The organism is Acuticoccus kandeliae, assembly GCF_003073115.1.
In genome coordinates, this window is the sequence record NZ_QBBV01000001.1 from 2,706,934 (window position 1) to 2,732,241 (window position 25,308).

A 25,308-nucleotide genomic window follows, 5' to 3' on the forward strand; every position below is an offset into this window, starting at 1 on the left:
CGGCCGCGGCTTTCGCCACGCGCTGTCGGAGCCGCGATGCCTGCCCGATCGGGCGGAACACGCCGCCGGCACATGCCACGCGCCTTGTCTTCCGCCGATGAGACGGTCTCCGCCAGCGTCGAGAACCGCCATGCGGACATTCCGACACGCCCCGGTCGCAACGCGCCGCGATTCTCGCCTCGCGCGCCAGCCGGCGCTGCGCGGTCGATGCTTGCGCCGGAAAACGCCATCCGCGCCGACAGCGCGGCCATCGACCGTGGCCCGGCCCGCTCGCCCCCGGTGTTTCCGCGGCCTCCGCCACGCACTGCGCATGGAGCCCGCCGTGTCGGCGGTGCCCAGCACGCGGGGCCGATTGTTCCGTGCCGCATGTCCGTCCCGCCGCTCATCCTGGACCGCCCTGTGGTTCACGCCATTCGCCGGGGCCTCGCCAGTATGCTGGCGGGGGTGGCTGGGGTGGGGCTTGCGTCGGGGTCGCGCGGTCCTCTGGGGCGGCGAGGCCCTGGAAGACGGGGGCGGCGCGGTAGGCGTGGAGGCGCTCGATCGCGGCCGCTACGGGGGCGGCGTGGGCGCCTGCCGCCGCTTCGGCTGTGAAATCCTCGATGGCGGCCGGAGTGAGGGGGCCGTCGAGCCGGGTGCCGGGGAAGGCGTCGAAGAACTCGTCGAGCGCGGTGCCGGCCTGGTGGAGGACGGGGATGCCGGCCGCGATCGCCTGGAGGGTGCGGACCGAGGTCGCGTGGACGCGCTCGTCGTTGAGCGGTGTCCAGTCGATAAAGGCGGCGGTGCGGGCGAGGAGCTCGGCATAGCTCAGGGCCGAGAGGTTCCAGAGAGGGGTGACGTTCGGGGCAGCGAGGAGGCGGCGGTGCGCCTCGGCGTGAGGCTCGTCGTCGGCGACGGGGGGGCTGATCATCGCGGCCGCAATGTCGGTCCGGCGCGTGAGGAGATCGGCCATCGCCTCGAAGAGCGGGGCGCTGTCGGTCCAGCGCTGCGGCTTGCCGCCGAAGACGAGGAGCCGCCGGGGCCAGTTGGACGGGGGCGCGGGCGGCGGGGCGAGGCAGCAGGTGCGCGCCGGGCGCGTGCCGATATCGCCGGCGAAGAGGCGCATCGAGCGCGGGCCGTTGACGAGGATGCGGTCGGCGAGCGTCAGCATCCGCGCGTGGTTGCGGCGGTGCGCCTCGATCGTGTCCAGTGCGGCGCCGGCGAGCGTCAGCTCTTTTTCGCGCGGGGCGAGGATGTCGTAGACGACGCGGTGGCGGGGGGCGGCGATCTCCGCCTCGCGCGCGAACTCGGCCTGCGTGAAGACGAAGGTGGCAGGGGCCGTCCGCGCCGCGTAGGCGGGGAAGGCGGCGGCGGGAATGATGGTCGTGTCCGCGCGGGCGGAGGCGAGCACGAAGGCGCCCCGCTCGTGCCGCAGGAGGTTGTAGCGCTCCAGGAAGAGGAGGAAGACAACCTCGTCGAAATGGCGCCTGGCGTGGTGGGCGAGCTGGGCGGCGCGCAGGCCCGGCGCGCGCACGCCCCAGCCGAAATGCGCCGGCACCATGTTCGCGACGATGACGCAGCGGCGCTTCATCGGATGAACTCCCCATAGGCGCAGCCGAGGCTGACCCCGTCGACATCGCCGAAATGCACGACCTCGTGGAGGGCGAAGGGTTCGGCGCGGGCCGTCGCGAGGGCGCCGAGCGCGTGGTCGACCGGGACGCCGGCGGGGAGGGCGAAGGGGGCGACCACCACGGTCGACTGCCGCAATGCGAGGGCGCCGAGCGCTTCGGCATCGTCCGCCGCGAGGAGGACGAGGGTGGGCGTGAGGCCGGCGAAATGGGGCGACAGGTCGACGCGGACCATGCTCTCGGTGCGCATCAGAAGCGTCGCGAGGGGGGCGGCCGCGCCGAGCGGGCGCCAGAATTGCTGCGTGCGGGGGAGGGCGAGGGCGGCGGTCCGCCGCGCGATCTCGGTGTGGCCCGCCTTCGACAGCGCGCCGAAGGGGGAAAGGCCGGGCGGAACGCGCGCGGCACCGCCGAGGCCGATCCATGCGGCGGGCGTCGCGACGCGGGCGGCGTGCAGCGCGCTCAGCCCGACATCGCCGAAGGCGCACCCGTCGGCGCACCAGACACCGTCGGCGGGCGTCGCGATCACCGTGCGCGCGCGGACGAGGCGGGTGAGGGCGGCGACATCTCCCGCCGTGCGCACGAGGAAGAGGGTCGGGCGGGCGGCAAGCAGCGGGAAGACCGTTGCCGGCAGCGCGCCGGGGTCGGCGATGACGAAGGCGCCGATGCCAGGGGCGAAGAGGGCGGCCGGATCGGTGCTCCAGGCGATGCCGGGGGCGTCGACCGGCGGTGGCGCGCCCGCCGCATGGTGCCCGGCGAGGGTCAGCGCCGCTTCGGGCGCGTCCTGCGCTGGCGGGTCGAGGATCGCCGTGTCCGCCATCAGGCGCACCACGCCATGGAGGACGGCGGGTCCTTCGCCGCGAGGAGGGCGCTCCAGACCCTGTCGGCGACGGTGGTCAGCGGGTCGGGGAGGCGGATCGCGGGGTCCGGCTCGGCGCGCAGGAGGCCGGGCTCGAAGGTCGCCGCCAGGGGGTGGGCGGCCAGCGGCAGGCCGAATCGGGCCGCAAGGTCCCCCGCGACCGAGGCGTCCGGCGGGAGGCGTCCCATCTCCACCGTGTGGACGCGGCCCGGAACGGCGCGCATCAGGCGCAGGACCGGCAGCATGTGGCTGATCCAGGAGCGCAGGATCCGCGCGGGGTCCGCCGCCACCTGCATGTGCATGTGGGCGAGCGGATGGTCGGTCCCCGCGCGCACCGTGTCGAGCGCACGGCGAATCATCGAATCGATGCTCGACGCATAGTGGCGCAGGCACACGAGAAAATGCGCGTCGGACAGGATCGTGCGCCACAGATCCAGGAAGAGGCAGGCGCGCGGGTCCTTGAAGCCCCAGCACGCGTGCTCGGCGTCGCGCGCGGCGACGGCGGCCAGGATATCCTGGCGGATCGCGCCGCTGATCATCGGGACGAAGGGGTCGGGCGCGAGCCAGCGCTCGCCATTGTCGCGCAGGATCCGGTCGTGCAGGGCGACGAAGATCCGATCCTCGAAATGGCCGCGGGGGTTGGAGGCCTTCACGCCCAGAAGGTCGACCCCGATGAAGAGGCCGCAATGGGCAAGGTGCTGCGTCAGCGCCGACGTTCCGCTGCGGTGATATCCGACGACGACGAGCTGCACGGCCGCCCCTCAACTCAAAATGGCTTCAAACTCAACCTTAACGTGATTACGATGGGGATTGCACGCGAAAATTCGGGCACCGTCGCACGCGCGTAGCAGAAATCGCCGCGCCTTTGGCCGCTAGGGGCGTGATCCTATTGTCCCCTCAGCGGTGCTTTGTTATGGGCCGTGCGCACCGCACCGCCTGCGCCCCCCGCATCGCACCGTGCGACTTTCGCCATCCCCGCGAATTTCTCTGAAGAGGCTCTCATGGCACGTCACGCGCTCATCACCGGCATCACCGGGCAGGACGGCGCCTATCTCGCGAAGAATTTGCTGGAGAAGGGCTACGTCGTGTGGGGGCTGGTGCGCCGGTCGAGCCATTTCGGGATCGCCGATCATCGCCTGCGCTGGCTGGGGATCGAGAAGGACGTGCGCTATTGCGACGCGAATCTCACCGACCTGTCGAGCCTGATCCGGGCGGTCGAGATGGCGAAGCCGGACGAGGCCTACAATCTCGGCGCGCAGAGCTACGTGGCCTCCTCCTGGCAGCAGCCGATCCTCACCTCGAACGTGACGGGCGTCGGCGCGGCGAACGTGCTCGAGGCGATCCGCATCGTCTCGCCGTCGACGCGCTTCTACCAGGCGTCCTCCTCGGAGATGTTCGGGCTCATCCAGGAGGCCCATCAGAGCGAGAAGACCCCGTTCTATCCGCGCTCGCCCTATGGCGTTGCCAAGCTCTTCGCCCACTGGATGACGGTGAACTATCGCGAGAGCTTCAATCTCCACGCCTCCTCGGGCATTCTCTTCAACCATGAGAGCCCGCTGCGCGGCATCGAGTTCGTCACGCGCAAGGTCACGGACGGCGTCGCGCGCATCAAGCTCGGCCTCGCGAACGAGCTTCGCCTCGGCAACATCGACGCCAAGCGCGACTGGGGCCATGCGCGCGACTATGTCGAGGCGATGTGGCTGATGCTGCAGCAGGACAAGCCGGACGACTACGTGGTCGCGACCGGCAAGACGACCTCGGTGCGCGACATGGTCAAGATCGCGTTCGAGTATGTGCAGATGAACATGGACGACCACCTCGTGATCGATCCGGAGCTGTTCCGTCCGGCGGAGGTCGACATCCTTCTCGGCGACGCGTCGAAGGCGCGGGCCGCCCTCGGCTGGGAGCCGAAGACCGGGCTCGAGGACATGATCCGCGAGATGGTCGACGCCGATATCGAACGGCACATGCGCGCCTGAGAGCTTTTGCCGCGAGGATGAGGATGACAGCGTGATCGACGGCCCGATTCTCCTGACTGGCGCCGCGGGCTTCGTCGCGCCTTATCTCGTTCCGCGGCTGGAGGCGGCGTTTCCGGACCGGGATCTCGTCGGAGTGGTCCGGCTACCGCCCGCGCCCGATGGCGGCTTCGCGGTCGAGCTGACCAATCCGGAGCCGACGGCCGCGCTGGTGCGCACGGTGCGCCCGGCGCTGATCGTCCACCTCGCCGCCCACTCCTCGGTCGCCAAGGCAAACCGCGCGCCGAGCAATGTCTGGCGCGACAATCGCGACGGGTCCTACTGGCTCGCGAAGGCGGTGGCGAATTTCGCGCCCGAATCGACGGTCTTCCTCGCCTCCACGGCCGAGGTCTATGGCTCGAACCTCAAGCACGGGCCGGCCGACGAGACGACCGAGCCCCTGCCGCACGGCCCTTATGCATGCTCCAAGCTCGCCTCGGAGTACGTGTTCCAGGCGATCCTGCCGGCGGCGAGCCAGCTCATCGCCGCGCGGCCCTTCAACCACACCGGCCGCGGGCAGATGGAGACCTTCGTCGTCGCCTCCTTCGCGGCCCAGCTCGCGCGGATCGAGGCGGGCCTCGTGCCGCCGGTCATCCGGGTCGGCAATCTCGACGCCGAGCGCGACTTCCTCGACGTGCGCGACGTCGCCGATTCCTATGTCGGCATCATCAAGGCGGCGCCGCGGCTGCCGAAGCGCGCGGTCGTCAATGTCGCGCGAGGCGAGGCCGTGTCGATCCGCGAGATCCTCGAGATGCTCCGCTCGCTCGTGAAGGTGGACGTGAAGATCGAGATCGACCCGTCGCGGCTTCGCCCGAACGAGATCCCGGTCGCGACCGCGTCCACCAAGCTCCTCGCATCGCTGATGGACTGGCCGCCCAAGCGCCAGCTCATCGACACGCTGAAGGATGTGCTGGACGATCAGCGCGCAAAGCTGAAGGTTGCCGTACCGGGTTGATCGGCGGCTCGAATGCCTTTGAACAATACACTGCGTTGGCGCTATGCGACGGTGAGCACGTCCACGACCGGACGAGGCGCTATCCTGTCGCGTGGACGCGAAAGAGGGGGCCGTCATGGCTGACGAGCAGACGATGGACATTGAGACGGCCGAGCCGGATGCCCCGGACGTGATCCAGAAGATCCCGTCGCCGCGCTTCAATTTCCACGTCGACCGCTTCACCTCCTCGGAGATCGCAGGCTGGGTCGCCGACACGCACGACATGTCGCGCGGCCTCACCGTGGAATTCCTCGTCGACGGCATGGCGATCGGGGTGGCGAAGGCCGACCTCGTGCGCGCCGATGTCGAGCGGTCCGGACGCGGCCCGCGCGTGTGCGGCTTCTCGTGGAGCGTGCCGAAGGCGGTCTCGCGCGCCGCGGCGAAGAGCGAGCGGCAGATCGATGTCGCGGTGCTCGGCTCGGGCGGCGAGAAGGAGATCCTCGCGAGCCTCACGCTGCGCAAGGACCCGACGATCACCACCTCGATCAGCGACGCGATGCGCACGACGCTGGATTCGGCCGCCGTCGCCGTCGCCGTCACCGCGCTCGAGACCGGCTCGATCCGCCCGGACCGGCGCGAGCCCGCGCGCTATCCGCTGCACGAGCGCATGTTCTCCTTCGCCGGCTCGCGCGGCGGGGATGAACGGCGCGCGATGTCGCCCTATCTCGACTTCACCCACAAGCGGCTGCGCAAGGACGAGACGCACCCGCTCGACGGGTCCGAGGCGGCCAAGAACGCCTATCTGCGCTGGTATATCGACCATTATGGCGGCAATCGCCGCCCGCTGCGCGTGCCGCTCGGCGCGGACGAGATCGCCTATCTCAACCATCCGGTGCCGATGGTCGGGCTCGAATACAAGGTCTCCCGCGCCTCGCTCTCCTACGCGATGACGGTGGGGGCGGGGGCGAAGCTCCTCCCGATCGTTGACCGGGAGAGCTACGAGGCCTTCCTCGTCTGGTGGTGCACCGAGCACGCGCCGGGCCTCAACATGGAGGACTGCCTCGTCCCGAACTACTATGTCGAGGCGCTGCGGCGGATGCCGCTGAACTTCATGGGCCACAGCTTCGCGCCGTCGGCCTTCATGATGCACCGCTACAACCGGGACAAGCGCTTCCAGATCCTCGACATCCACAACGAAGCAGACCGCATCCTGATGCACGTCTGGCTGCTCCTCGAGGGCGTGTCCGCGCCGGGGATCATCCGCTTCCTGCCGGCGAAGAACGTGAAGGCGCTCCTCGAAGGGGCGCCCGGCGAGACGCTGTTCGACCGCGTCCTCGCCTCGCTGCGCAGCGAGGGGTCGGGCATCGCCGACATGCTGAACGCGGACCGCTTCGTCGACCTCCTGTGGCAGCTCGGCTTCGACATCACGCGCGGCCGCTTCCTGTTCTTCGACGCCAAGGGCAACCGCTTCGAGGCCGCGCGCTACCCGGCCGCCTCCACCCCGGCGAGCGAGCGGGTCGGCCTCCAGGTGATCGGCCCGTTCGAGAAGTCGTCCGGCCTCGGCCAGGCCTCGCGCCTCTCCGCCGAGACGATCAAGCGCACGCGCCACAAGGCGAACTACGTGAATTTCGGGCTCGACAACCCGGCTCCGGTCGGGATGAACAGCGCGATGGACGGGGCGCTTCCGCCGCAGCCGGCGCGGGTGAACCTCATCCACCTCAACGGCGAGACGGTGCCGATCGCGCTCGCCTACATGAACGACGTCTTCAACGGCGCCTACAATATCGGCTACTTCTTCTGGGAGCTGTCGACCCCGGCGCGCACCCAGTTCCTCTCGATCGGCCTCCTCGACGAGATCTGGGTCGCGACCGATTATGGCGTCGACATCTACACCTCGGCGACCGACAAGCCGGTGACGAGCGTCGGCATGGCCGTGGAGCCGGTGCCCGATCCCGGCTACGCGGCGGCGCGCGCCTATCTCGCCGAGCGCCTGCCGGTCGGGCCGAACACGTTCGTGTTCATGGCGACTTTCGATTCCTTCTCCTTCCTGGAGCGCAAGAACCCGCACGGCCTCGTCGAGGCCTTCTGCGAGGCGTTCGGGCCGGACGAGGACGTTCTCCTCGTCCTCAAGACGCACAATCGCGACTTCGTGGCCGACCGCCACCAGGCGATGCGCTGGGAGCGGATCGTGGAGATCGCGGCGGAAGATCCGCGGATCGTCATCCTCAACGAGACGATGCGCTATGAAGACCTCATGAAGCTGAAGCGCGGGGTGGACTGCTACGTCTCGCTCCACCGTTCGGAAGGCTGGGGCTTCGGTCTCATCGAGGCAATGGCGCTCGGGACCCCGGTGCTCACGACCGGCTATTCGGGCAACATGGACTTCACGAAGCCCGACAATGCCTGGCTCGTCGATTACGACCTCGTGGAGCCGGCGCCGAACGAGTACATCTTCGTCGATCGCGGGCAGGTCTGGGCCGATCCGAAGCGTGAGAGCGCGGTCGCGCAGCTTCGCGCCGTGCGCAGCAACGATGCCGAGCGCCGGGCGCGGGCCGAGCGCGCGCTCGCATATGTCGACGAGAATTTCTCGCTGGATGCCCAGGCGCGCAAATATGAAGCCCGGCTCGACGCCATCATGGCCTCACTCGACAAGGCCTGACGCATGACGGCAGCGCGGACACATCCTCCGCGCCGTGCGGGGGCGGTCTTCGCACTGTCCGCGACGCTGCTGGTCTGCGCCAGCGCGTCCCTCGACGCACAGACGGGCGCCGAAATCGTGATCCCGCCGCCGAGCGCGGCGATCGTTCCCCAGGTGGGGGCGGTCGAGGTTGCCCCCGCCGGGCCGGACGGGGTTCCGGGCCCGGCGCGCGGTCTCGCAGACCCGGTCCCGCCCGTGATCGGGCCCGACGGCCGCCCCGCGAACGACCCCGGCCTCGGTCTCGCCCCGCGCGCCGACACGCCGATCGTGCCCGTCCCCGGCGCGCCGGACGTCGCCCGCGCCGTGCCGATGCCGCCGACCGATTCGCCGCCACCGCTCTCGGCCGTCGCGCCGCCCGCGCCGGGGGGCGAGGCCGCGCCCGCCGCCGCCGGCGGAGCCGCGTCGACGCCGTCTGTGTCGCTCATCATCACCGAGCGCATCCTGCCGCGCGCCGGGCGGCTCGCAGAATCCTCGCTGACGCTCCAGAACTCGGTCGTGCGCTATTGCGTGTCGCAGACCGGAAGCGCGCGGCGGGAGCTGACGCGCTCCTTCCAGCTCACCATCCGCGACGCGGCAGCCCTCATCCCGCTCGCGTTCGGCAGTCCCTGGCTGCGCGAAGCGCCGGTGCGCATCATCACCGACGCCTCGGAGACCGCCTTCAGCCGCGACCAGATGCGTGCGATCGTGAGCGGGGCGGAGGCTCCGCCGCGCACGCTGCGCGCCCTGCGCCAGCGCGAGCCGGCGCTGATGGGGCTTCCGGCGCTGGAGCGGCTCCTTCTCGTCAGCGGGGCGAGCGGGGAGGGGAGCCTCGACAATCGTTGTATCCTCGCGACCACCGTCGTCGCGCACATCCACGACACCGCGCTCGGGGTGCGGCGGACCTGGGCGCGCGGAGAGCTCGACGCGCACTGGCGTGACGAGACGACGGAGCTTGCCGACCGCCTCACCCTGCGCGACCTCATCCAGGGGATGATCAACGCGACGGACGAGCTGAGCCGCAGCGTGAAGGCCTTCGCCGAGCAGGCCAAGAAGAACCCGAGCCTGCCCTTCTCCGAGCGCCCGCACATGGTCCACTATCTCGACGGGCTCGCCGAGGCGATCACCGAGCAGAGCCGGATCCTGGAGAACTACACCGAGGAGGGGGAGCCGACCCGCGCCCTCCTCCAGACGATCCGCGAGGCGGTCGCGGAAGGCCGGGTGACGCTCGCCTCCGCCTCCCGCCGCCGCTCCTCCGCGAGCCTCATCCTGCCCTTCGAGGCGGTGCAGGCGACGGTCGTCGGCCGCGTCCCGGAGATGTTCGCCTTCGACCCGACCGCCTTCGAGCGGCCGAACGCGCCGATCCAGGCGCTGCGGGAAAATCTCCCGACGCCCGTGTCCGCACCCGCCGACGTCCCGACGGCCACGACCGTCGCGCCATAGCATTCGGCAAACGTTTGTCGCGGCGCGGGGTCAGCCGGAGCGCAGGCGCTCGATGGCGCGGCGGCGCTCGTAGAGGGTGAGGAGGGCGCGCAGCGCCTTGCCGCGCTCGCGTTCGAGGTTCCGGTCGGTCGCGACGACGAGGCGGGCATCGTCCGAGGCCGTCGCGAGAAGGTCGCCATGGTGGGTAAGGTCCGCGAAGCGGAAGGAGGGCGCGCCAGACTGGCGCGTCCCGAGGATCTCGCCCTCGCCGCGCAGCTTCAGATCGTCCTCGGCGATGCGAAAACCGTCATTCGTCGCGCGCATCGTGTCGAGGCGCTGGCGCGCGATCTCGCCGAGCGGGCTCTTGTAGAGGAGGAGGCAGGTCGAGGGCTTGCTCCCACGCCCGACGCGGCCGCGAAGCTGGTGGAGCTGGGAGAGGCCGAAGCGCTCGGCGTGCTCGATCACCATGATCGTCGCGTCCGGCACGTCGACGCCGACCTCCACCACCGTCGTCGCGACGAGGACGGAGAGGTCGCCATCCTTGAAGGCGTTCATGATGCGCTCGCGCTCGGCGGTCGGCGTGCGCCCGTGGACGAGGCCGACCACCCCGCCGACCCGCTCGGTGAGGACGCGCGCGCGGTTCACCGCCGATTCAAGCTCCAGATCCTCGTTGTCCTCCACGAGCGGGCAGACCCAATAGGCCTTCTCCCCGCGCGCGACGGCGGCCGCGAGCCGCTCGATCACGGCCGAGACGTTGGCGAGCGACACGGCGCGCGTCTCGACAGGCTGACGCCCCGCCGGCTTGTCGGTGAGGCGGGAGACGTCCATGTCGCCGAACTGGGCGAGGACGAGGGTGCGCGGGATCGGCGTCGCCGTCATCACGAGAAGGTCCGAATCCGGCCCCTTCTCGGAGAGCGCCATGCGCTGGTGGACGCCGAAGCGGTGCTGCTCGTCGACGACGACGAGGGCGAGGTCGCTGAAATTGACCGAGGACTGGAAGAGGGCGTGGGTGCCGACCACCACCTTGATCTCCCCCTCGGCAAGGCCCGCGAGCGTCTCCGCCCGCTCCGCCTCCGCCATCCGCCCGGTGAGGAGGCGCACGGGAATGCCGTGCGCCTCCAGCGAACGCGACAGCGTCTCGAAGTGCTGGCGCGCGACGAGGTCGGTCGGCGCCATCATCGCCGTCTGCCCGCCATCGCCCGCCGCCATCGCCGCCGCGATCAGCGCGACGACCGTCTTGCCCGAGCCGACATCGCCCTGGACGAGGCGGATCATCCGGTGCTCGGCCGCAAGGTCGGCCGCGATCTCGGCGAGCGCGAGGCGCTGGGAGGGAGTGAGGGAGAAGGGGAGGTCCGCCTCGATCGCGTCGACCGCGGCCGCGTCCCATTTGCGGGCGCGACCGCGATGGGTGCGCTCGCGGTCGCGCACGATGGCGAGCGCGAGCTGGCTTGCGAGAAGCTCGTCATAGGCGAGGCGGCGGCGGGCGGGGGCGGCGCTGTCGAGATCCTCCGCCGATTCGGGGTGGTGGAGCCGGGTCAGCGCCTCGGCGAAGGTCGGCAGCTTCTCGCGCGCCACGAACGGGCCGTCGAGCCATTCGGGCACCGCCGGAACCTTTTCGAGCGCGGCGGCGATGAGGCCGGAGAGAATTCCGGAGGTGATGCCTTGGGTCAGCGGATAGACGGGTTCGAGGCCGAAGCGCTCGTCGAACGGCGCGTCCGGTCCCTCGACGCGCGCGAATTGGTCCGGGTGGACGATCTGCGGCCGTCCCTCCCACCACTCGACGAGGCCGGAGACGCGCACCCACTCGCCGATCGGATAGTTGCCGAGCCGCCAGGCCTCGCCGCCGCGGAAGAAGACGATCGCGAGCTCGCCCGTCCCATCATCACCGATGACGCGCGAGGGGCCGCCCGGCCGGCGCGATTTCTCGTGGCGCACGACCTTCATCGTCACCGTCGCGACGGCCTTGTCCGGCGCATCCGCGATCGTGACGCGATGCCGCCGATCGATGAAGGAGAACGGCACATGCGACAAAATGTCGAAAATTCGGGTTTCCGCAGGGCTCGGCCGATCGAGAAGATGGGCCAATCTTTCCGCCCGTGCGGGTCCCACTCCGGGTAAGCGATTGACCGCAGCCGTCAGCGGACCGATATCGAAGACCGCACTCACACCGACGCCCTCCCGGGGCGGCGGCCGTTTTGCGTGCACCGATGGCTGTGCATGCGGACCTTTCTCGGCGCGTGCCCGTCCTTGGCGCGCGCCCTCGTTCTTCTGGAGACGTCAGTGACCGGCACCACTCGTTCCTCCGCCGATCTCGAACCGCGGCGCAAGCGGCTTCTGTTTCACGCCTGGCATCGCGGCACGCGCGAGATGGATCTGCTCCTCGGCCGATTCGCGGACGAGACCATCGACGCCTGGACCGAGGAGGAGGTGGAGCAGATGGAAGCGCTGATGCGCGTGCCGGACACCGAACTCTATCGCTGGATCACCGAACAGGACGAGGTCCCTCCCAACCACCGTTCTACGGTTCTCGACCGTGTGATCGCCTTTCACAAGGGGCACTGATGGCCACCAAGGAGAAGGCGAGGACCATCGCCGAAATCAAAGAGGCCGCCAAGCCGAACCTTCGGGTGCTGGCGAATGACGACCTGCCGCGGGATCTGACGGTCACCAGCCTGCCCGACGGCATGGAGGGGGAGGCGCTCGCCCGGCTCGCCCGCGCGAGCGACCGCCCGGTCCTCTTCGTCGCGCGCGACGGCAACCGGCAGGCGAGCGCGGAGAATTCGCTGCGCTTCTTCGATCCGGAGGTCACGGTCGTGCGGCTGCCCGGCTGGGACTGCATGCCCTATGACCGCGCCTCGCCGTCCTCGCTCGTCCAGGCGCGGCGCACGGCGGCGCTCGAGCGTCTCGCGCACGGCGCGGACGGGCCGACGGTGGTGATGACGACGGCGAACGCGATCCTCCAGCGCGTGCCGACGCCGGAGGTGATCGCCAACGCCACGCTGCGCCACACCTCGGGCTCGGACGTCTCAATGAAGGACGTCATCGCGTGGCTGGAGGACAACGCCTTCCTGCGCACGCCGACCGTGCGCGAGGCGGGCGAGTACGCCGTGCGCGGCGGCATCGTGGACCTCTATGCGCCCGGCACCGAGAGCCCGGTACGACTCGACTTCTTCGGCGACACACTGGAGACCATCCGCCCGTTCGACCCCGAATCGCAGCGCACGACGGGGCAGTGGAAGTCGATCGAGCTGATCCCGATGAGCGAGGTGGTGCTGACCCCCACCTCCATCAGCCGCTTCCGCGAGGGGTATCTGCGCGCGTTCGGCGCGGCGACGAAGGACGACATCCTCTATCACGGGGTCTCCGAAGGGGTGCGCGCGAGCGGCGTCGAGCATTGGCTCCCGCTCTTCCACCAGGAGCTCGCGACGATCTTCGACTACGTGCCCGGCTCGACGGTGGTGCTCGACCATCTCGCCGAGGACGCGATCGCGAAGCGCGTCGCCGAGATCGAGGATCACTACGCCGCGCGCACCACCGCGCTCGCCCAGTCCTCGGGCGCGCCCTACAACCCGCTACCGCCCGACACGCTCTATCTCGTCGGCACCCTTGCCGAGCTTCTCGGCGAGCAGCGCATCATCCGCCTCTCCCCCTTCGCCGCGCCGGAGAAGGATGGGGTCCACGCGATCTCCGCCGGCGGCCGTGTGGGCCGCTCCTTCGCGGCCGAGCGCGCGGCGGCGAACATCAACATCTTCGCCGCCCTCATCGAGCACGTGAACGATCTGCGCGCGAAGGGGCTGCGCGTCCTGATCGCCTCCTGGTCGGAGGGTTCGCGCGATCGCATGGCGCAGGTCCTGAAGGACCAGAACCTCAAGAATGCGAGCGAGGTCGCGAGCTTCAGTGAGGCGGGCGCGCTCGCGAAGGGCACCGCCGCCCTCGCGATCCTGGAGATCGAGCACGGCTTCGAGACGCCGGACTACGCGATCATCGCCGAGCAGGACGTTCTCGGCGACCGCCTCGTCTCCTCGGGCCGCAAGCGCAAGCGCGACGCCGACGTCCTCACCGAGGTCGCCTCGCTCGCCGCCGGCGACCTCGTCGTCCATGTCGATCACGGCATCGGCCGCTTCGTCGGCCTCAAGACGCTGACGGCGGCCGGCGCGCCGCACGATTGCGTCGAGATCGCCTACCACAACGACGACAAGCTCTACCTCCCGGTCGAGAATATCGACCTCCTGTCGCGCTACGGCTCCGATTCGGAGGAGATCACGCTCGACCGGCTCGGCGGGGCCGGGTGGCAGGCGCGCAAGGCGAAGATGAAGGCGCGCGTTCGCGAGATCGCGGACGAGCTGATCAAGACCGCCGCCGCGCGCCTAATGAAGAAGGCGCCCGTGATCGAGGCGCCGACGGGCGTCTATGACGAGTTCGTTGCCAAATTCCCCTACAACGAGACCGACGACCAGCTCCACGCGATCGAGTCCGTCGCCGACGACCTGTCGGCCGGCCGCCCGATGGACCGGCTCGTCTGCGGCGATGTCGGCTTCGGCAAAACCGAAGTCGCGATCCGCGCCGCGTTCATCACCGCGATGACGGGCCGCCAGGTCGCGCTCATCGTGCCGACGACGCTCCTCGCCCGCCAGCACTACAAGACCTTCGCCGAGCGCTTCCAGGGCCTTCCCGTGCGCGTCGCCCAGGCCTCCCGCCTCGTCTCCGCCAAGGACATGAAGGCGGTCCGCGAGGGGCTGAAATCGGGCGAGATCGACCTTGTCGTCGGCACCCACGCGCTTCTGTCGAAGTCGATCGAGTTCCGCGACCTCGCGCTCCTCATCGTCGACGAGGAGCAGAAATTCGGCGTGAAGCACAAGGAGGCGCTGAAGGCGCTGAAGTCGGACGTCCACGTCCTGACGCTTTCCGCGACGCCGATCCCGCGCACGATGCAGCTCGCGCTGACGGGCGTGCGCGAACTCTCCATGATCGCGACCGCGCCGGTCGACCGCCTCGCCGTGCGCACGTTCGTCACGCCCTTCGACGCGCTCACCATCCGCGAGGCGCTCCTGCGCGAGCGCTATCGCGGCGGCCAGTCCTTCTATGTCTGCCCGCGCATCACCGACCTTGCGGGCCAGAAGGAGTTCCTGGAGCAGCACGTGCCGGAGGTGAAGGTGGGCGTCGCGCACGGGCGCATGTCCGCGACCGAGCTCGACGACGTCATGAACGCCTTCTACGAGGGGCGCTATGACGTCCTCCTCGCGACGACGATCGTGGAATCGGGCCTCGACATCCCGACCGCGAACACGCTGATCGTCCACCGGGCGGACATGTTCGGCCTCGCCCAGCTCTACCAGATCCGCGGCCGCGTCGGCCGGTCGAAGACGCGCGCCTATGCGCTGCTGACGACGCCCGTCGACAAGACGCTGACGGCGACCGCGCAGCGCCGCCTCAAGGTGCTCCAGAGCCTCGACAATCTGGGCGCGGGCTTCCAGCTCGCCTCCCACGATCTCGACATTCGCGGCGCCGGCAACCTCCTCGGCGAGGAGCAGTCGGGCCACATCAAGGAAGTCGGCTTCGAGCTCTACCAGTCGATGCTGGAGGAGGCGGTCGCGACGCTGAAGGCGGGCGGCGAAGAGGAGGCGGAGGACCACTGGTCGCCGCACATCTCGATCGGCATCCCGGTCCTCATCCCCGAGGACTATGTCCCCGACCTGCAGCTTCGCATGAGCCTCTATCGCCGCCTCGCCGACCTCGACGATGCGCGCGCGATCGACGCGTTCGGCGCGGAGATGGTGGACCGGTTCGGGCGGATGCCGGACGAGGTCGAGTGGCTGCTCAAGATCGTCTACATCAAGGCGCTGTGCCGGAAGGCGAACGTCGAGAAGATCGACGCCGGGCCGAAGGGGACCGTCATCGCCTTCCGCAACAACGAGTTTGCGAACCCGCAGGCGCTGGTGAAGTACATCGCCGGGGAGGGCTCGCTCGCGAAGCTCCGGCCGGACCAGAAGGTCGTCCTCATCCGCGACTGGCCGACGGCGGACAAGCGCACCAAGGGCGTCGCGGTGATCCTCTCCCATCTTGCCAAGCTCGCGGCCGAGGACCAGAAAGTCGCCGCCTGACAGGGAAGGGACGGGGGACCGTCCCGCGAGGAGAGCGAACGCAACGCGCATGACGAGCGAAATCGACGAGCCGATCCGGATCGCCATGTGGTCCGGACCCCGCAATCTCTCGACCGCGATGATGCGCTCCTTCGGCGCGCGGGCGGACACAGCGGTGTGGGACGAGCCGTTCTACGCCGCCTATCTCGCCGCGACCGGGCTCGACCATCCGATGCGCGCGGAGATCCTCGCCGCTTACGACAACGACCCTGAGGCGGTCGCCGCGGCCTGTCTCGGCCCGGTGCCCGGCGGCAAGCCGATCTTCTACCAGAAGCACATGACCCACCACATGGTGGACGGGTTCGACCTCGACTGGACGAAGGGGCTGCGCAGCGCCTTTCTCATCCGCGATCCGGCCCTGGTCGCGGCGAGCTACGAGGTGAAGCGCGAGGAGCCGACGCTCGCCGATCTCGGCGTGGTGCGGCAGCGCGAACTGTTCGAGCGCGAGGCCGACCGGCTCGGCAAGGCGCCGCCGGTGGTGGACGCGGCGCGGATCGCGCGCGCGCCGGAGGCGGTGCTGCCCGCGCTCTGCGAAGGGCTCGGCATCCCGTTCGATCCGGCGATGCTCTCATGGCCGCCGGGGCCGCGCCCGGAAGACGGGGTGTGGGCGGCCCACTGGTATCATTCGGTGGTCGCCTCCACCGGCTTCTCCGCCCCGCGCGAGACCGCGCCGCCGATGACCGACCATGCCCGCGCCCTCGCCGAGGCGGCGCAGCCCTACTACGAGGTGCTCGCCCGCCACGTCCTCTGACGCAGGCGGCCCTTGCCAAGGCGAAAGCGGCCATGCTGTCGTCCGCCGGGGCCGAGCCGGCCCTGGGGGGACCGTCCGATGGATCTGGAGACGATCGAGGACGCGGCGCGCATCGTCTACCGCCACATGCCGCCGACGCCGCAATATCGCTGGGCCCAGCTCGCGACGGCGACGGGCGCGAATGTCTGGGTCAAGCACGAGAACCACACGCCGATCGGCGCCTTCAAGATCCGCGGCAGCCTCACCTTCATGGACTGGCTGCGCCGCACGCACCCGGAGGTGCCGGGCATCGTGACGGCGACGCGCGGCAATCACGGCCAGGGCCAGGCGCTGGCGGCGACCGCGAACGGTCTCAAGGCGCGCGTCTATTGCCCGGTCGGCAATTCGGTGGAGAAGAACGCCGCGATGCGCGCCTTCGGCGCTGAGCTCATCGAGGTCGGCCGCGATTTCGACGAGTCGCGCGTCCTCGCCCACGAGGATGCGGCCGCGCGCGGCTACTATTTCGTCCCGCCCTTCCATCCGGCGCTCGTCGCGGGCGTCGCGACCTACGCGCTCGAATTCTTCCGCGGCGCCGACCCGCTCGACACGGTCTATGTGCCGATCGGGTGCGGGTCGGGCATCTGCGGGCTCATCCATGTGCGCGACGCGCTCGGCCTTGCGACCGAGATCGTCGGCGTCGTGTCCGAACGGGCCGACTGCGTGCCGCGCTCGATCGCGGCCGGTCACCCGGTGGAGACGCCGACGGCCGAGACCTTCGCCGACGGCATCGCGACGCGCGTGCCCTTTCCGGAGGCCCTCGCGGTCTATGGCCCCGGCGCGGCGCGGATCGTCACCGTCTCGGACGACGAGGTGGCCGAAGCGATGCGCCTCCTCTACCGCGTCACCCACAACGTCGCGGAAGGGACGGGGGCGGCCTCGCTCGCCGCGCTGATGAAGGAACGCGCGGCGATGGCGGGCCGCACGGTCGGCGTGATCCTCAGCGGCGGCAATGTCGACGCGGGGGTCTTCGCCGAAGTCCTCTCCGGACGCACCCCGGCGGTCGCGAAGGCCGCCCCGATGAACGCATGACGGGACACGACATGGTCGACAAGCGGCAGAATTTCTCCACCGGCTCGCACTACGAGAAGCTTCTTGGCCACTCGCGCGCCGTGAAGGTGGGCGCGACGGTCTACGTGTCCGGCACGGTCGGCCTCAACTATGCGACCGGCGCGTTCCCGGAGGATCCGGTGGAGCAGATCCGCAATATCGGCGACACGATCGCCCGCGTTCTCGGCGAGGCGGGGTCGGGGATGCAGGACATCGTGCAGATCACGACCTACGTCTCCGCGCCCCAGGTTTTCGAGGCGATCACGCCCGAACTGAAACGCATTTTCGGAGACGCGGGGCCGACGAACACCGGTATCGTGGTGGGCTTTCCGTTCGCCGAGGTGAAGGTGGAAATATCCGCGATCGCGGTCATCGGCTGCGGCGGGTGAGGGCACTTTCGGCCCGTTTTCAACCCCTTTGAGTCGCGCGGGCGGCGCCGCGCCTGCCCCGGCGGCCTGTTCGCGGCCGCCAATTCGTTAAAATCGATTCTCTTGACAGGGGCGCAGAGCGTGAATCGGGCGGTGGGGAGGCGATTCCCCCGCCCACCCACAAAGCTATGCATACGCTCGGATTTTCTGCCTTCCGCCGCGTCCGCGCCACACCCTCTTGTGACAGGTCATCTCGGGGTGTGTGGCAAAAAAGTCGATCCGTAAAGTTTCTGTTTAGACAGTTCGGACAACGCAGTGGGCAGTAAGATTTTCCGGGACTAGTGTTTCCGGAGCCCGAGGGGAGCGTTTGCCCTCCTGCAGACAAAAGGTCATGTCCCGTGCAAACCCTGGTCCGCAGTTTCCTCTTGCCAAGTATCCTATGTGTCGGTGTGCTGGGCCTTGCAGGTTGCGGTGGTAGTGTAAGTTCAATCGAAACGGCCCTGTCGACTGGTGGAACACCCACCACTGAAACCACTGAGGACGAAGGGCGGACCATGATCGGCCAGCCCTACAAGGTGGGCGGCCGCTGGTATCATCCCGAAATGGATGAGGATTACGACAAGACGGGCTTGGCCTCGTGGTACGGGCCGAAGTTCCATGGCAAGCGCACCGCCAATGGCGAGCGTTTCGACCAGACGGAGCTGACGGCGGCCCATCCCACGCTGCCCCTTCCGTCCTATGTGCGGGTGACGGTCGTGAAGACCGGCACGTCCGCCGTTGTGCGCGTCAACGACCGCGGCCCGTTCCATCGCGGCCGCATCATCGACGTGTCGAAGGCCGCGGCCGACAAGCTCGGCTTCCGCGCCAAGGGTTCCGCCAAGGTCCGCGTCGAATATCTCGGCCCCGCCCCGATCGGCGGCGGCGACCAGGAGACGCTGGCGGCCGAGGCCAAGTACGGCAAGTCCGCCCCGTCCACCGGTCGTGGCTTCTTCGGCTTCGGCAAGTCGGACGATGACGCGGAGAAGGTCGAGGTTCGCCTCGCCGCCGCGACGGACGCGCCGGTGACCCAGCCGCGCGACGGCCGGATGGCCCGCAACGGCACGCTTCCGGGCGTCCGCCTGCAGGAGCCGGCGATGCGTCAGGAGCCGAACGCCAGCGCCATGACGCCGTCCTCCGCCTCCGCCTATGGCGAGCAGGGTGACAATGCCGCCGTCGACGCCGCCACCGCGATGGGCGACGAGGCCGTCGTCGCGAAGGCGCAGGAGGCCCCGAAGGCCCATCCGATGGAGGTGAAGCCGCTCGAGCAGGGTGCCGAAGAGGCGAGCCAGGAGCGGGTGATGGGCGCGCACGACATGTTCGCCTCGCTCGGCATGAGCCCGCTCCCGCCGGTTGGCGCGAGCGCCGAGGCCGCCGCCGGCCAGTGATCGAACGCGGTCGCCCGAGGGCGGCCGCTTCCTTTTCTCATCGATATTCTTCTTCGCTGCCGTCTCCGCGCATTGATGCCTGACCGCACACGCTGCATCATCCCATCCGTGTTTTCGCGGATCGTCACGCCTTGAAGGGCGCATTCATCACATTCGAGGGCGGCGAGGGGGCGGGGAAATCCACCCAGGCCAAGCGTCTTGCCCAGCGTCTGCGTGCGCGCGGGCACGAGGTGCTCCTGACGCGCGAGCCCGGCGGCACGCCGTGGGCCGAGCGCCTGCGCCGTGCGCTCCTCAGCGAGGCCGGGCGCGGGCTCGACCCGACCGAGATGGCGATGATGTTCGCCGCCGCCCGGATCGACCATGTCGACAAGGTCATCGCGCCCGCGCTGAAGGCGGGAAAGATCGTCATCTCCGACCGCTTCTCCGATTCGACCGAGGCCTATCAGGGTTCGGCCGGGGTCTCGGGCGAGGCGCTGGCGCTCCTGCGCCTCATCGCCGTCGGCGCGCTGATGCCCGACCTCACCCTCATCCTCGACATTGCGCCGGAGGCGGGCATCGCCCGCGCGAAGGGACGCCAGACGCTCGACCCGTTCGAGGAGGACGACCTCGCGATCCAGGCCGCCCGCCGCGCCGCCTTCCTGGAGATCGCCGAGCGCGAGCACGCGCGCTGCGTGGTGCTCGACGCGTCCGAGGCGGCCGACCCGCTGTCGGAGAAGGTGTGGGCCGCGGTCGCCGCGCGCGTCTTGCCGAAGGTGCAGGCGTGAGCCGGCGAGGGGGCTTCTGATGGCCCGCGCCCCTCGCGTCCCCAAGGCGGCGCAGATCGAGGCGGCGCCGGCCGAGCCCGACCTTCTCGACAACGCCCCGCCGCCGCGCGAGACGACGCGCCTCTTCGGCCATGCCGAGCCGGTTGCCCGCCTCGCCGCCGCGTTCGAGAGCGCACCGCCCCAGGGGCTCCTCTTCGAAGGACCGAAGGGGATCGGCAAGGCGACGCTCGCCTTCCGCCTCGCGCGTGCGCTCCTCTCCACCGTGCCCGGCACCCCGCTCGCGCCCGACCTTGCGAGCGATCCGGAGAGCCGCACCGCGCACCAGATCGCCGCCGGCACGCATCCGGGCCTCATGCATCTGACGCGCCCCTATGACGAGAAGACGAAGCGCTTCAAGGGCGACCTTACCGTCGACGTCGTGCGCCGCATCGTGCCGTTCCTGGGCTCCACCTCGGCCGACGGGGGCTGGCGCGTCGTGATCGTCGATGCGGTGGACGACATGAACATCAACGCCGCCAACGCGCTCCTGAAGGCGCTGGAGGAGCCGCCGAAGCGGACGATCTTCATCCTGATCGCCCACGTCGCGGGCCGCGTCCTGCCGACGATCCGCTCCCGCTGCCGCGCCATCCGGCTGCGGCCCCTGACCGAGGCGGAGATGCGCAAGGCGCTCGCCACGATGGATGTCGACCCGAGCCTTGCCGAGGCCGGGGAGGGGAGCCTGCGCCGCGCGCTGATCCTCGCCGCCGCCGGCGCGGACGTCGTCCACACGGCGCGGCGCCTCCTCACCCGCACCGCGCTCACCGACGTGCGCCATCACCACCAGCTCGCCGAGCTCGGCGCCCAGCGCAAGGACGACCAGTTCGCGACGATCGTCGACCTCGTCCTCGACGCGATGGCGGCGCGGGTGCGGGACGGGGCAGGGCGCCTCCCCCTCGCCGCGCTCGACGCCTACGCGGCGGCCTATCTCGAGGCGACGGCGGACCGGCGGCGCGTCGAGGTTTTCAACCTCGATCGCAAGGAGGTGCTGCTTTCGCTGTGCGATCGGCTCGCCGCGGCGGACCGGGCCGCGTCGAACCCCGCTTGACAAGATCCGCCATCGCGGCAGATGCAGTGCAGCATGAGCCCTCGCTACACCATCACCACCGCCATCTCCTATCCGAATGGCGCGCCCCACATCGGTCACGCCTACGAGCTGATCGCGTCCGACGCGATGGCCCGGTTCAAGCGGCTTGACGGGTACGATGTCCATTTCTGCACCGGCACCGACGAGCACGGGCAGAAGATGGTCGAGACCGCGACCGCGCAGGGCATCACGCCCTCAGAGCTCGCCGACCGCAACACCCCGCTCTTCCGCAAGATGGCCGATGCGCTGAATGCGTCGCAGGACGACTTCATCACGACACGCGAGCCGCGCCACATCAAGGCGAGCCAGGCGATCTGGAAGGCGATGGCGGACGCGGGCGACATCTATCTCGGCCAGTATGGCGGCTGGTACTCGGTGCGGGACGAGGCGTTCTTCACCGAGAGCGAGCTGACGGAGGAGAACGGGGTCAAGAAGGCGCCGACCGGCGCGCCCGTCCAGTGGATGGAGGAGCCGAGCTACTTCTTCCGCCTCTCCGCCTTCCAGGACCGCCTCCTCGCCCACTACGAGGCGAACCCCGACTTCATCGGCCCCGCGACGCGGCGCAACGAGGTCGTGGCCTTCGTGAAGGGCGGTCTCAAGGATCTGTCGATCTCGCGCACGACGCTCGACTGGGGCGTTCCGGTGCCGGGCGACCCGGACCATGTGATGTATGTGTGGGTCGACGCGCTGACGAATTATCTGACGAGCACGGGCTACCCGGACGACGCGGCGAAGCTGGAGCGCTACTGGCCGGCCGATCTCCACGTGATCGGCAAGGACATCGTGCGCTTCCACACGATCTACTGGCCGGCCTTCCTGATGAGCGCGGGGATCGAGCTGCCGCGCCGCGTCTACGGGCACGGCTTCCTGTTCAACGCTGGCGAGAAGATGTCGAAGTCGGTCGGCAACGTGCTCGACCCGTTCACGCTGGTGGATGCGTTCGGCGTCGACCCGATCCGGCACTATTTCCTGCGCGAGGTGCCGTTCGGGCAGGACGGGAACTGGTCCGTCGAGGGCTTCATCAACCGCGTGAACGCCGATCTCGCCAACGATATCGGCAACCTCGCCCAGCGCTCGCTGTCGATGATCAACAAGCATTGCGATGCCGCGGTGCCCGATTATGGAACGCTGACGGAGGCTGACGAGGCGCTGCTCGCGCGCGTGCGCGCCGTGCCCGATGCGTGCCGCAAGGCGGTGGACACGCAGGCGCTCCACTCCGCGCTCGCCGCGATCTTCGACGTGGTGTCGGAGGCCAATCGCTATTTCGCCGGCCAGGCCCCCTGGGCGCTCCGCAAGACCGATCCGGCCCGCATGGGCGTGGTGCTCGGCGTCACCGCCGAGGCGCTGCGCTGGTTCGGCATCCTCCTCCAGCCCTTCGTGCCGAAGACGGCGTCCGACCTTCTCGACCTCCTGGCGGTGCCTCAGGATGCGCGGCAGTTCGCCGACCTTTCGACGCCGCTCGCCGCCGGCACGGCGCTGCCCGCCCCGAAGCCGATCGTCCCCAAGCTTGAGGAACCGGCCGCGTCATGAGGCTCGTCGACAGCCATTGCCATCTCGATTTCCCGGATTTCGAGGGAGATCGGGACGAACTCCTGGTGCGGGCGCGCGAGCGCGGGGTCGAGCGCTTCGTCACCATCTCGACGCGGGTGCGCCAGTTCCCGCGCCTCAAGGCGATCATCGATCGCTATGACGATGTCTACGCCTCGATCGGCACCCATCCGCACAATGCGGGCGAGGAGCTGGACTTGACCCTCGAGGAGATCGTCGCGATCGCGAACGCCGAGCCGAAGGTCGTGGCGATCGGGGAGGCGGGCCTCGACTATCATTACGACAAGTCCCCGCGCGACGCGCAGGCGATCGGCTTCCGCCGCCACATCGCGGCGGCGCGCGAGACGGGCCTGCCGCTTGTGATCCATGCGCGCGAGGCGGACGAGGACATCGCCTCGATCCTGGAGGACGAGATGGGGAAGGGGGCGTTCAGCGCCATTCTCCACTGCTTCTCGTCCGGCGCGGAGCTCGCGCGGCGCGGGCTGGCGCTCGGCCTCATGGTGTCCTTCTCCGGCATCGTGACCTTCCGCAATGCCGAATCGATCCGCGAGATCGCCCGCGAGGTGCCCCTCGACCGGATGCTGGTGGAGACGGACGCGCCCTATCTTGCGCCGCCCCCCAATCGCGGCAAGCGCAACGAGCCGGCCTTCGTCGCCGACACCGCCCGGATCCTCGCCGAGGCGATCGGCGTCGACGCGGAGACGCTCGGCAACGCCACGACGGAGAATTTCTACCGCACATTCTCCAAGGTCAGGGCACCGGCGCCGGTCGCATGACGGGACTTCATCGCTTCACCATCCTCGGATGCGGATCATCCGGCGGCGTGCCGCGGGTCGGCGGCGAATGGGGTGCGTGCGACCCGGCGAACCCCAAGAACCGCCGCCGCCGCTGCTCGCTCCTCGTGGAGCAGGTCGGGCCGGACGGGACGACGCGCGTTCTCGTCGACACCGGGCCGGACATGCGCGAGCAGCTCCTGTCGGCGGGCGTCGCGCACCTCGACGGGGTGGTCTACACCCATCCGCACGCCGACCATCTCCACGGGATCGACGATCTGCGCGGGCTCGCGGTCGCGCAGAGGCGGCGCGTCGACGTCTACATGGACGAGGCGACGCTCGCGCGGGCGAAGGAGGCGTTCGGCTACTGCTTCGAGATGCTGGCGAAGGGCTATCCGCCGATCCTCAATGCTCACGTGATCGCGCCAGGCACGCCGGTGACGATCGACGGGGCCGGGGGTCCGTTGACCCTCCTCCCGTTCGAGCAGATCCACGGCCACATCCATTCGCTCGGCTTCCGCGTCGGCAACATCGCCTATTCGAGCGACCTCCACGACCTGCCGTCGCACACGCCTGCGCTCCTCGAGGGCCTCGATGTCTGGATCATCGACGCGCTGCGCTACACGGCGCATTCGAGCCACCTGACCGTCGAGGAAGCGGTCGAATGGATCGACAGGCTCAAGGCCCGGTCCGGCATCCTCACGAACCTTCACCACGATCTCGATTACGCGGAATTGTCGGACCGTTTGCCGCCGCATGTCGAGCCGGCCTTCGACATGATGCGCCTGGAAGCCCCTCACGAGCCCGTAGAGGGCCGGGAAAGTCTATGGTCAACCCAATGATTTCGGAACGGTGCGGCGCGCCAGGAGCGGCGTGAGGGCGCCAGACCGCATTTCGGCGGCAGGGCGGACCATTCCGTCCCCATCGCATCATCTGTTCCGGTTCCATAATCCGTCTTATGCGACTGGCCTATATGGCGTGACCGACGCGAGAGTGCGGGGCTGGAGAGAGGTCCCTTCCCAAGGATGGCAAAGATGACGACCCCCATCGATCGCCTCAGAGAGATCATGGCCCAGCTCCGCAACCCCGATGGCGGCTGCGCCTGGGACCTCGCCCAGACCTTCGAGACGATCGCGCCCTATACGATCGAGGAAGCCTACGAGGTCGCCGACGCCATCGAGCGCGGCAACCTCGCCGACCTCAAGGACGAGCTCGGCGATCTTCTGCTCCAGGTCGTCTTCCACGCCCAGATGGCGAACGAAGACGGTCTCTTCGATTTCGACGATGTCGCCACCGCCATCAACGAGAAGCTCGTGCGCCGCCATCCGCACGTCTTCAGCGACGGGCGGGCGCGCACGCCCGAGGAGATCAAGGCGGTCTGGGACGAGATCAAGAAGGAGGAGCGGGCCGGCAAGCCGGACGGGCTCCTCGATTCGGTGCCGGTCAACCTCGCCTCGCTGGTGCGGGCCGAGAAGCTCCAGTCGCGCATGGCGAAGGTCGGCTTCGACTGGCCCGACATGGACGGCGTCCTCGACAAGGTGAGCGAGGAGATCGCGGAGTTCGCCGAGGCCTCCGAGGCGGGCGACAAGGCGGCGGCCGAGGCCGAGTTCGGCGACCTCCTCTTCACCCTCGTGAATTTCGCCCGCCACAAGGGCATCGACGCGGACGCCGCCCTTCGCGGCGCCAACGCCAAGTTCGCCGCCCGCGTGCGCCACATGGAGACGGCGCTGAAGGCCGCCGGGGTCCCGCCCGAGACGAACGACCTCGCCGAGTGGGACCGCCGCTGGGACGCCGCGAAGGCGGCCGAAGCCGCCGAGTAGTTCGCC

At 69.5% G+C, this 25,308-nt stretch carries 20 protein-coding genes; 16 read left to right on the top strand and 4 right to left on the bottom strand.

Going from position 1 to position 25,308, the window contains the following annotated elements; all coding sequences use genetic code 11:
• Positions 1 to 382: 382 nt before the first annotated feature.
• From DBV35_RS30195 to DBV35_RS12315, 3 genes are read right to left on the bottom strand one after another with little or no spacing between them, the layout of a single operon-like run.
• Positions 383 to 1,567 carry a hypothetical protein gene (locus tag DBV35_RS30195; RefSeq protein ID WP_108660407.1) on the bottom strand — a complete coding sequence of 395 codons (1,185 nt, stop codon included), beginning with the start codon at positions 1,565 to 1,567 and terminating at the stop codon, positions 383 to 385.
• Complete coding sequence (locus tag DBV35_RS12310) at positions 1,564 to 2,421, bottom strand: hypothetical protein (protein ID WP_157961699.1); 858 nt, start codon at positions 2,419 to 2,421, stop codon at positions 1,564 to 1,566. Before DBV35_RS12310 ends, DBV35_RS30195 begins: the two co-directional genes overlap by 4 nt.
• Positions 2,421 to 3,212, bottom strand: a complete 792-nt coding sequence (locus DBV35_RS12315; protein WP_108660409.1) for a hypothetical protein — start codon at positions 3,210 to 3,212, stop codon at positions 2,421 to 2,423. Before DBV35_RS12315 ends, DBV35_RS12310 begins: the two co-directional genes overlap by 1 nt.
• 249 nt (positions 3,213 to 3,461) lie before the next feature.
• On the opposite strand from DBV35_RS12315, the gene gmd reads away from it, so the two are divergent.
• The 4 genes from gmd (at position 3,462) to DBV35_RS12335 (ending at position 9,526) form a co-directional block, all read left to right on the top strand.
• On the top strand, positions 3,462 to 4,439 hold the full coding sequence (gene gmd, locus DBV35_RS12320) for a GDP-mannose 4,6-dehydratase (protein WP_108660410.1): 978 nt from the start codon (positions 3,462 to 3,464) through the stop codon (positions 4,437 to 4,439).
• Positions 4,440 to 4,470: 31 nt separating this feature from the next.
• A complete protein-coding gene (locus DBV35_RS12325; RefSeq protein WP_157961700.1) occupies positions 4,471 to 5,430 on the top strand; it encodes an NAD-dependent epimerase/dehydratase family protein in 960 nt (319 codons plus the stop codon).
• 115 nt (positions 5,431 to 5,545) lie between these two features.
• Entirely contained in the window at positions 5,546 to 8,068 is a 2,523-nt protein-coding gene (locus DBV35_RS12330) for a glycosyltransferase (RefSeq protein WP_157961701.1), read from the top strand.
• A gap of 3 nt (positions 8,069 to 8,071) precedes the next feature.
• Positions 8,072 to 9,526, top strand: a complete 1,455-nt coding sequence (locus tag DBV35_RS12335; protein WP_108660413.1) for a hypothetical protein — start codon at positions 8,072 to 8,074, stop codon at positions 9,524 to 9,526.
• Positions 9,527 to 9,556: 30 nt separating this feature from the next.
• Here the strand turns inward: DBV35_RS12335 and recG are convergent, their stop codons facing one another.
• Positions 9,557 to 11,671, bottom strand: coding sequence for an ATP-dependent DNA helicase RecG (gene recG, locus DBV35_RS12340; RefSeq protein ID WP_108660414.1), 2,115 nt, complete (start codon positions 11,669 to 11,671; stop codon positions 9,557 to 9,559).
• Between the two features lie 114 nt (positions 11,672 to 11,785).
• Here recG and DBV35_RS12345 point away from each other — a divergent pair, with 114 nt between their 5' ends.
• From DBV35_RS12345 to mazG, 12 genes are all read left to right on the top strand, one after another.
• Positions 11,786 to 12,067: an FAD assembly factor SdhE gene (locus tag DBV35_RS12345; RefSeq protein ID WP_108660705.1), complete on the top strand. Its 282-nt coding sequence runs from the start codon at positions 11,786 to 11,788 to the stop codon at positions 12,065 to 12,067.
• Between the two features lie 122 nt (positions 12,068 to 12,189).
• Positions 12,190 to 15,606, top strand: a complete 3,417-nt coding sequence (gene mfd, locus DBV35_RS12350; RefSeq protein WP_245943943.1) for a transcription-repair coupling factor — start codon at positions 12,190 to 12,192, stop codon at positions 15,604 to 15,606.
• 49 nt (positions 15,607 to 15,655) lie between these two features.
• Positions 15,656 to 16,396, top strand: coding sequence for a sulfotransferase-like domain-containing protein (locus DBV35_RS12355; protein ID WP_211099948.1), 741 nt, complete (start codon positions 15,656 to 15,658; stop codon positions 16,394 to 16,396).
• A 78-nt stretch (positions 16,397 to 16,474) separates the two neighbouring features.
• Positions 16,475 to 17,464, top strand: a complete 990-nt coding sequence (locus DBV35_RS12360; RefSeq protein ID WP_108660416.1) for a threonine dehydratase — start codon at positions 16,475 to 16,477, stop codon at positions 17,462 to 17,464.
• Positions 17,461 to 17,871, top strand: coding sequence for a Rid family hydrolase (locus DBV35_RS12365; RefSeq protein WP_108660417.1), 411 nt, complete (start codon positions 17,461 to 17,463; stop codon positions 17,869 to 17,871). Before DBV35_RS12360 ends, DBV35_RS12365 begins: the two co-directional genes overlap by 4 nt.
• Positions 17,872 to 18,404: 533 nt before the next feature.
• Complete coding sequence (locus DBV35_RS31460) at positions 18,405 to 19,274, top strand: septal ring lytic transglycosylase RlpA family protein (RefSeq protein WP_108660418.1); 870 nt, start codon at positions 18,405 to 18,407, stop codon at positions 19,272 to 19,274.
• A 131-nt stretch (positions 19,275 to 19,405) separates the two neighbouring features.
• Entirely contained in the window at positions 19,406 to 20,038 is a 633-nt protein-coding gene (gene tmk / locus DBV35_RS12375) for a dTMP kinase (protein ID WP_108660419.1), read from the top strand.
• Between the two features lie 19 nt (positions 20,039 to 20,057).
• Positions 20,058 to 21,122: a DNA polymerase III subunit delta' gene (locus DBV35_RS12380; protein ID WP_108660420.1), complete on the top strand. Its 1,065-nt coding sequence runs from the start codon at positions 20,058 to 20,060 to the stop codon at positions 21,120 to 21,122.
• A 33-nt stretch (positions 21,123 to 21,155) separates the two neighbouring features.
• The gene (gene metG / locus DBV35_RS12385; protein WP_108660707.1) at positions 21,156 to 22,691 is read left to right on the top strand and encodes a methionine--tRNA ligase; all 1,536 of its coding nucleotides are present in this window, start codon (positions 21,156 to 21,158) and stop codon (positions 22,689 to 22,691) included.
• On the top strand, positions 22,688 to 23,485 hold the full coding sequence (locus DBV35_RS12390) for a TatD family hydrolase (RefSeq protein WP_108660421.1): 798 nt from the start codon (positions 22,688 to 22,690) through the stop codon (positions 23,483 to 23,485). The genes metG and DBV35_RS12390 overlap by 4 nt, the downstream gene beginning before the upstream one ends.
• A complete protein-coding gene (locus tag DBV35_RS12395) occupies positions 23,482 to 24,324 on the top strand; it encodes an MBL fold metallo-hydrolase (protein WP_108660422.1) in 843 nt (280 codons plus the stop codon). The genes DBV35_RS12390 and DBV35_RS12395 overlap by 4 nt, the downstream gene beginning before the upstream one ends.
• A gap of 192 nt (positions 24,325 to 24,516) precedes the next feature.
• Positions 24,517 to 25,302 carry a nucleoside triphosphate pyrophosphohydrolase gene (gene mazG, locus DBV35_RS12400; protein WP_108660423.1) on the top strand — a complete coding sequence of 262 codons (786 nt, stop codon included), beginning with the start codon at positions 24,517 to 24,519 and terminating at the stop codon, positions 25,300 to 25,302.
• The last annotated feature ends 6 nt before the right edge of the window (positions 25,303 to 25,308 follow it).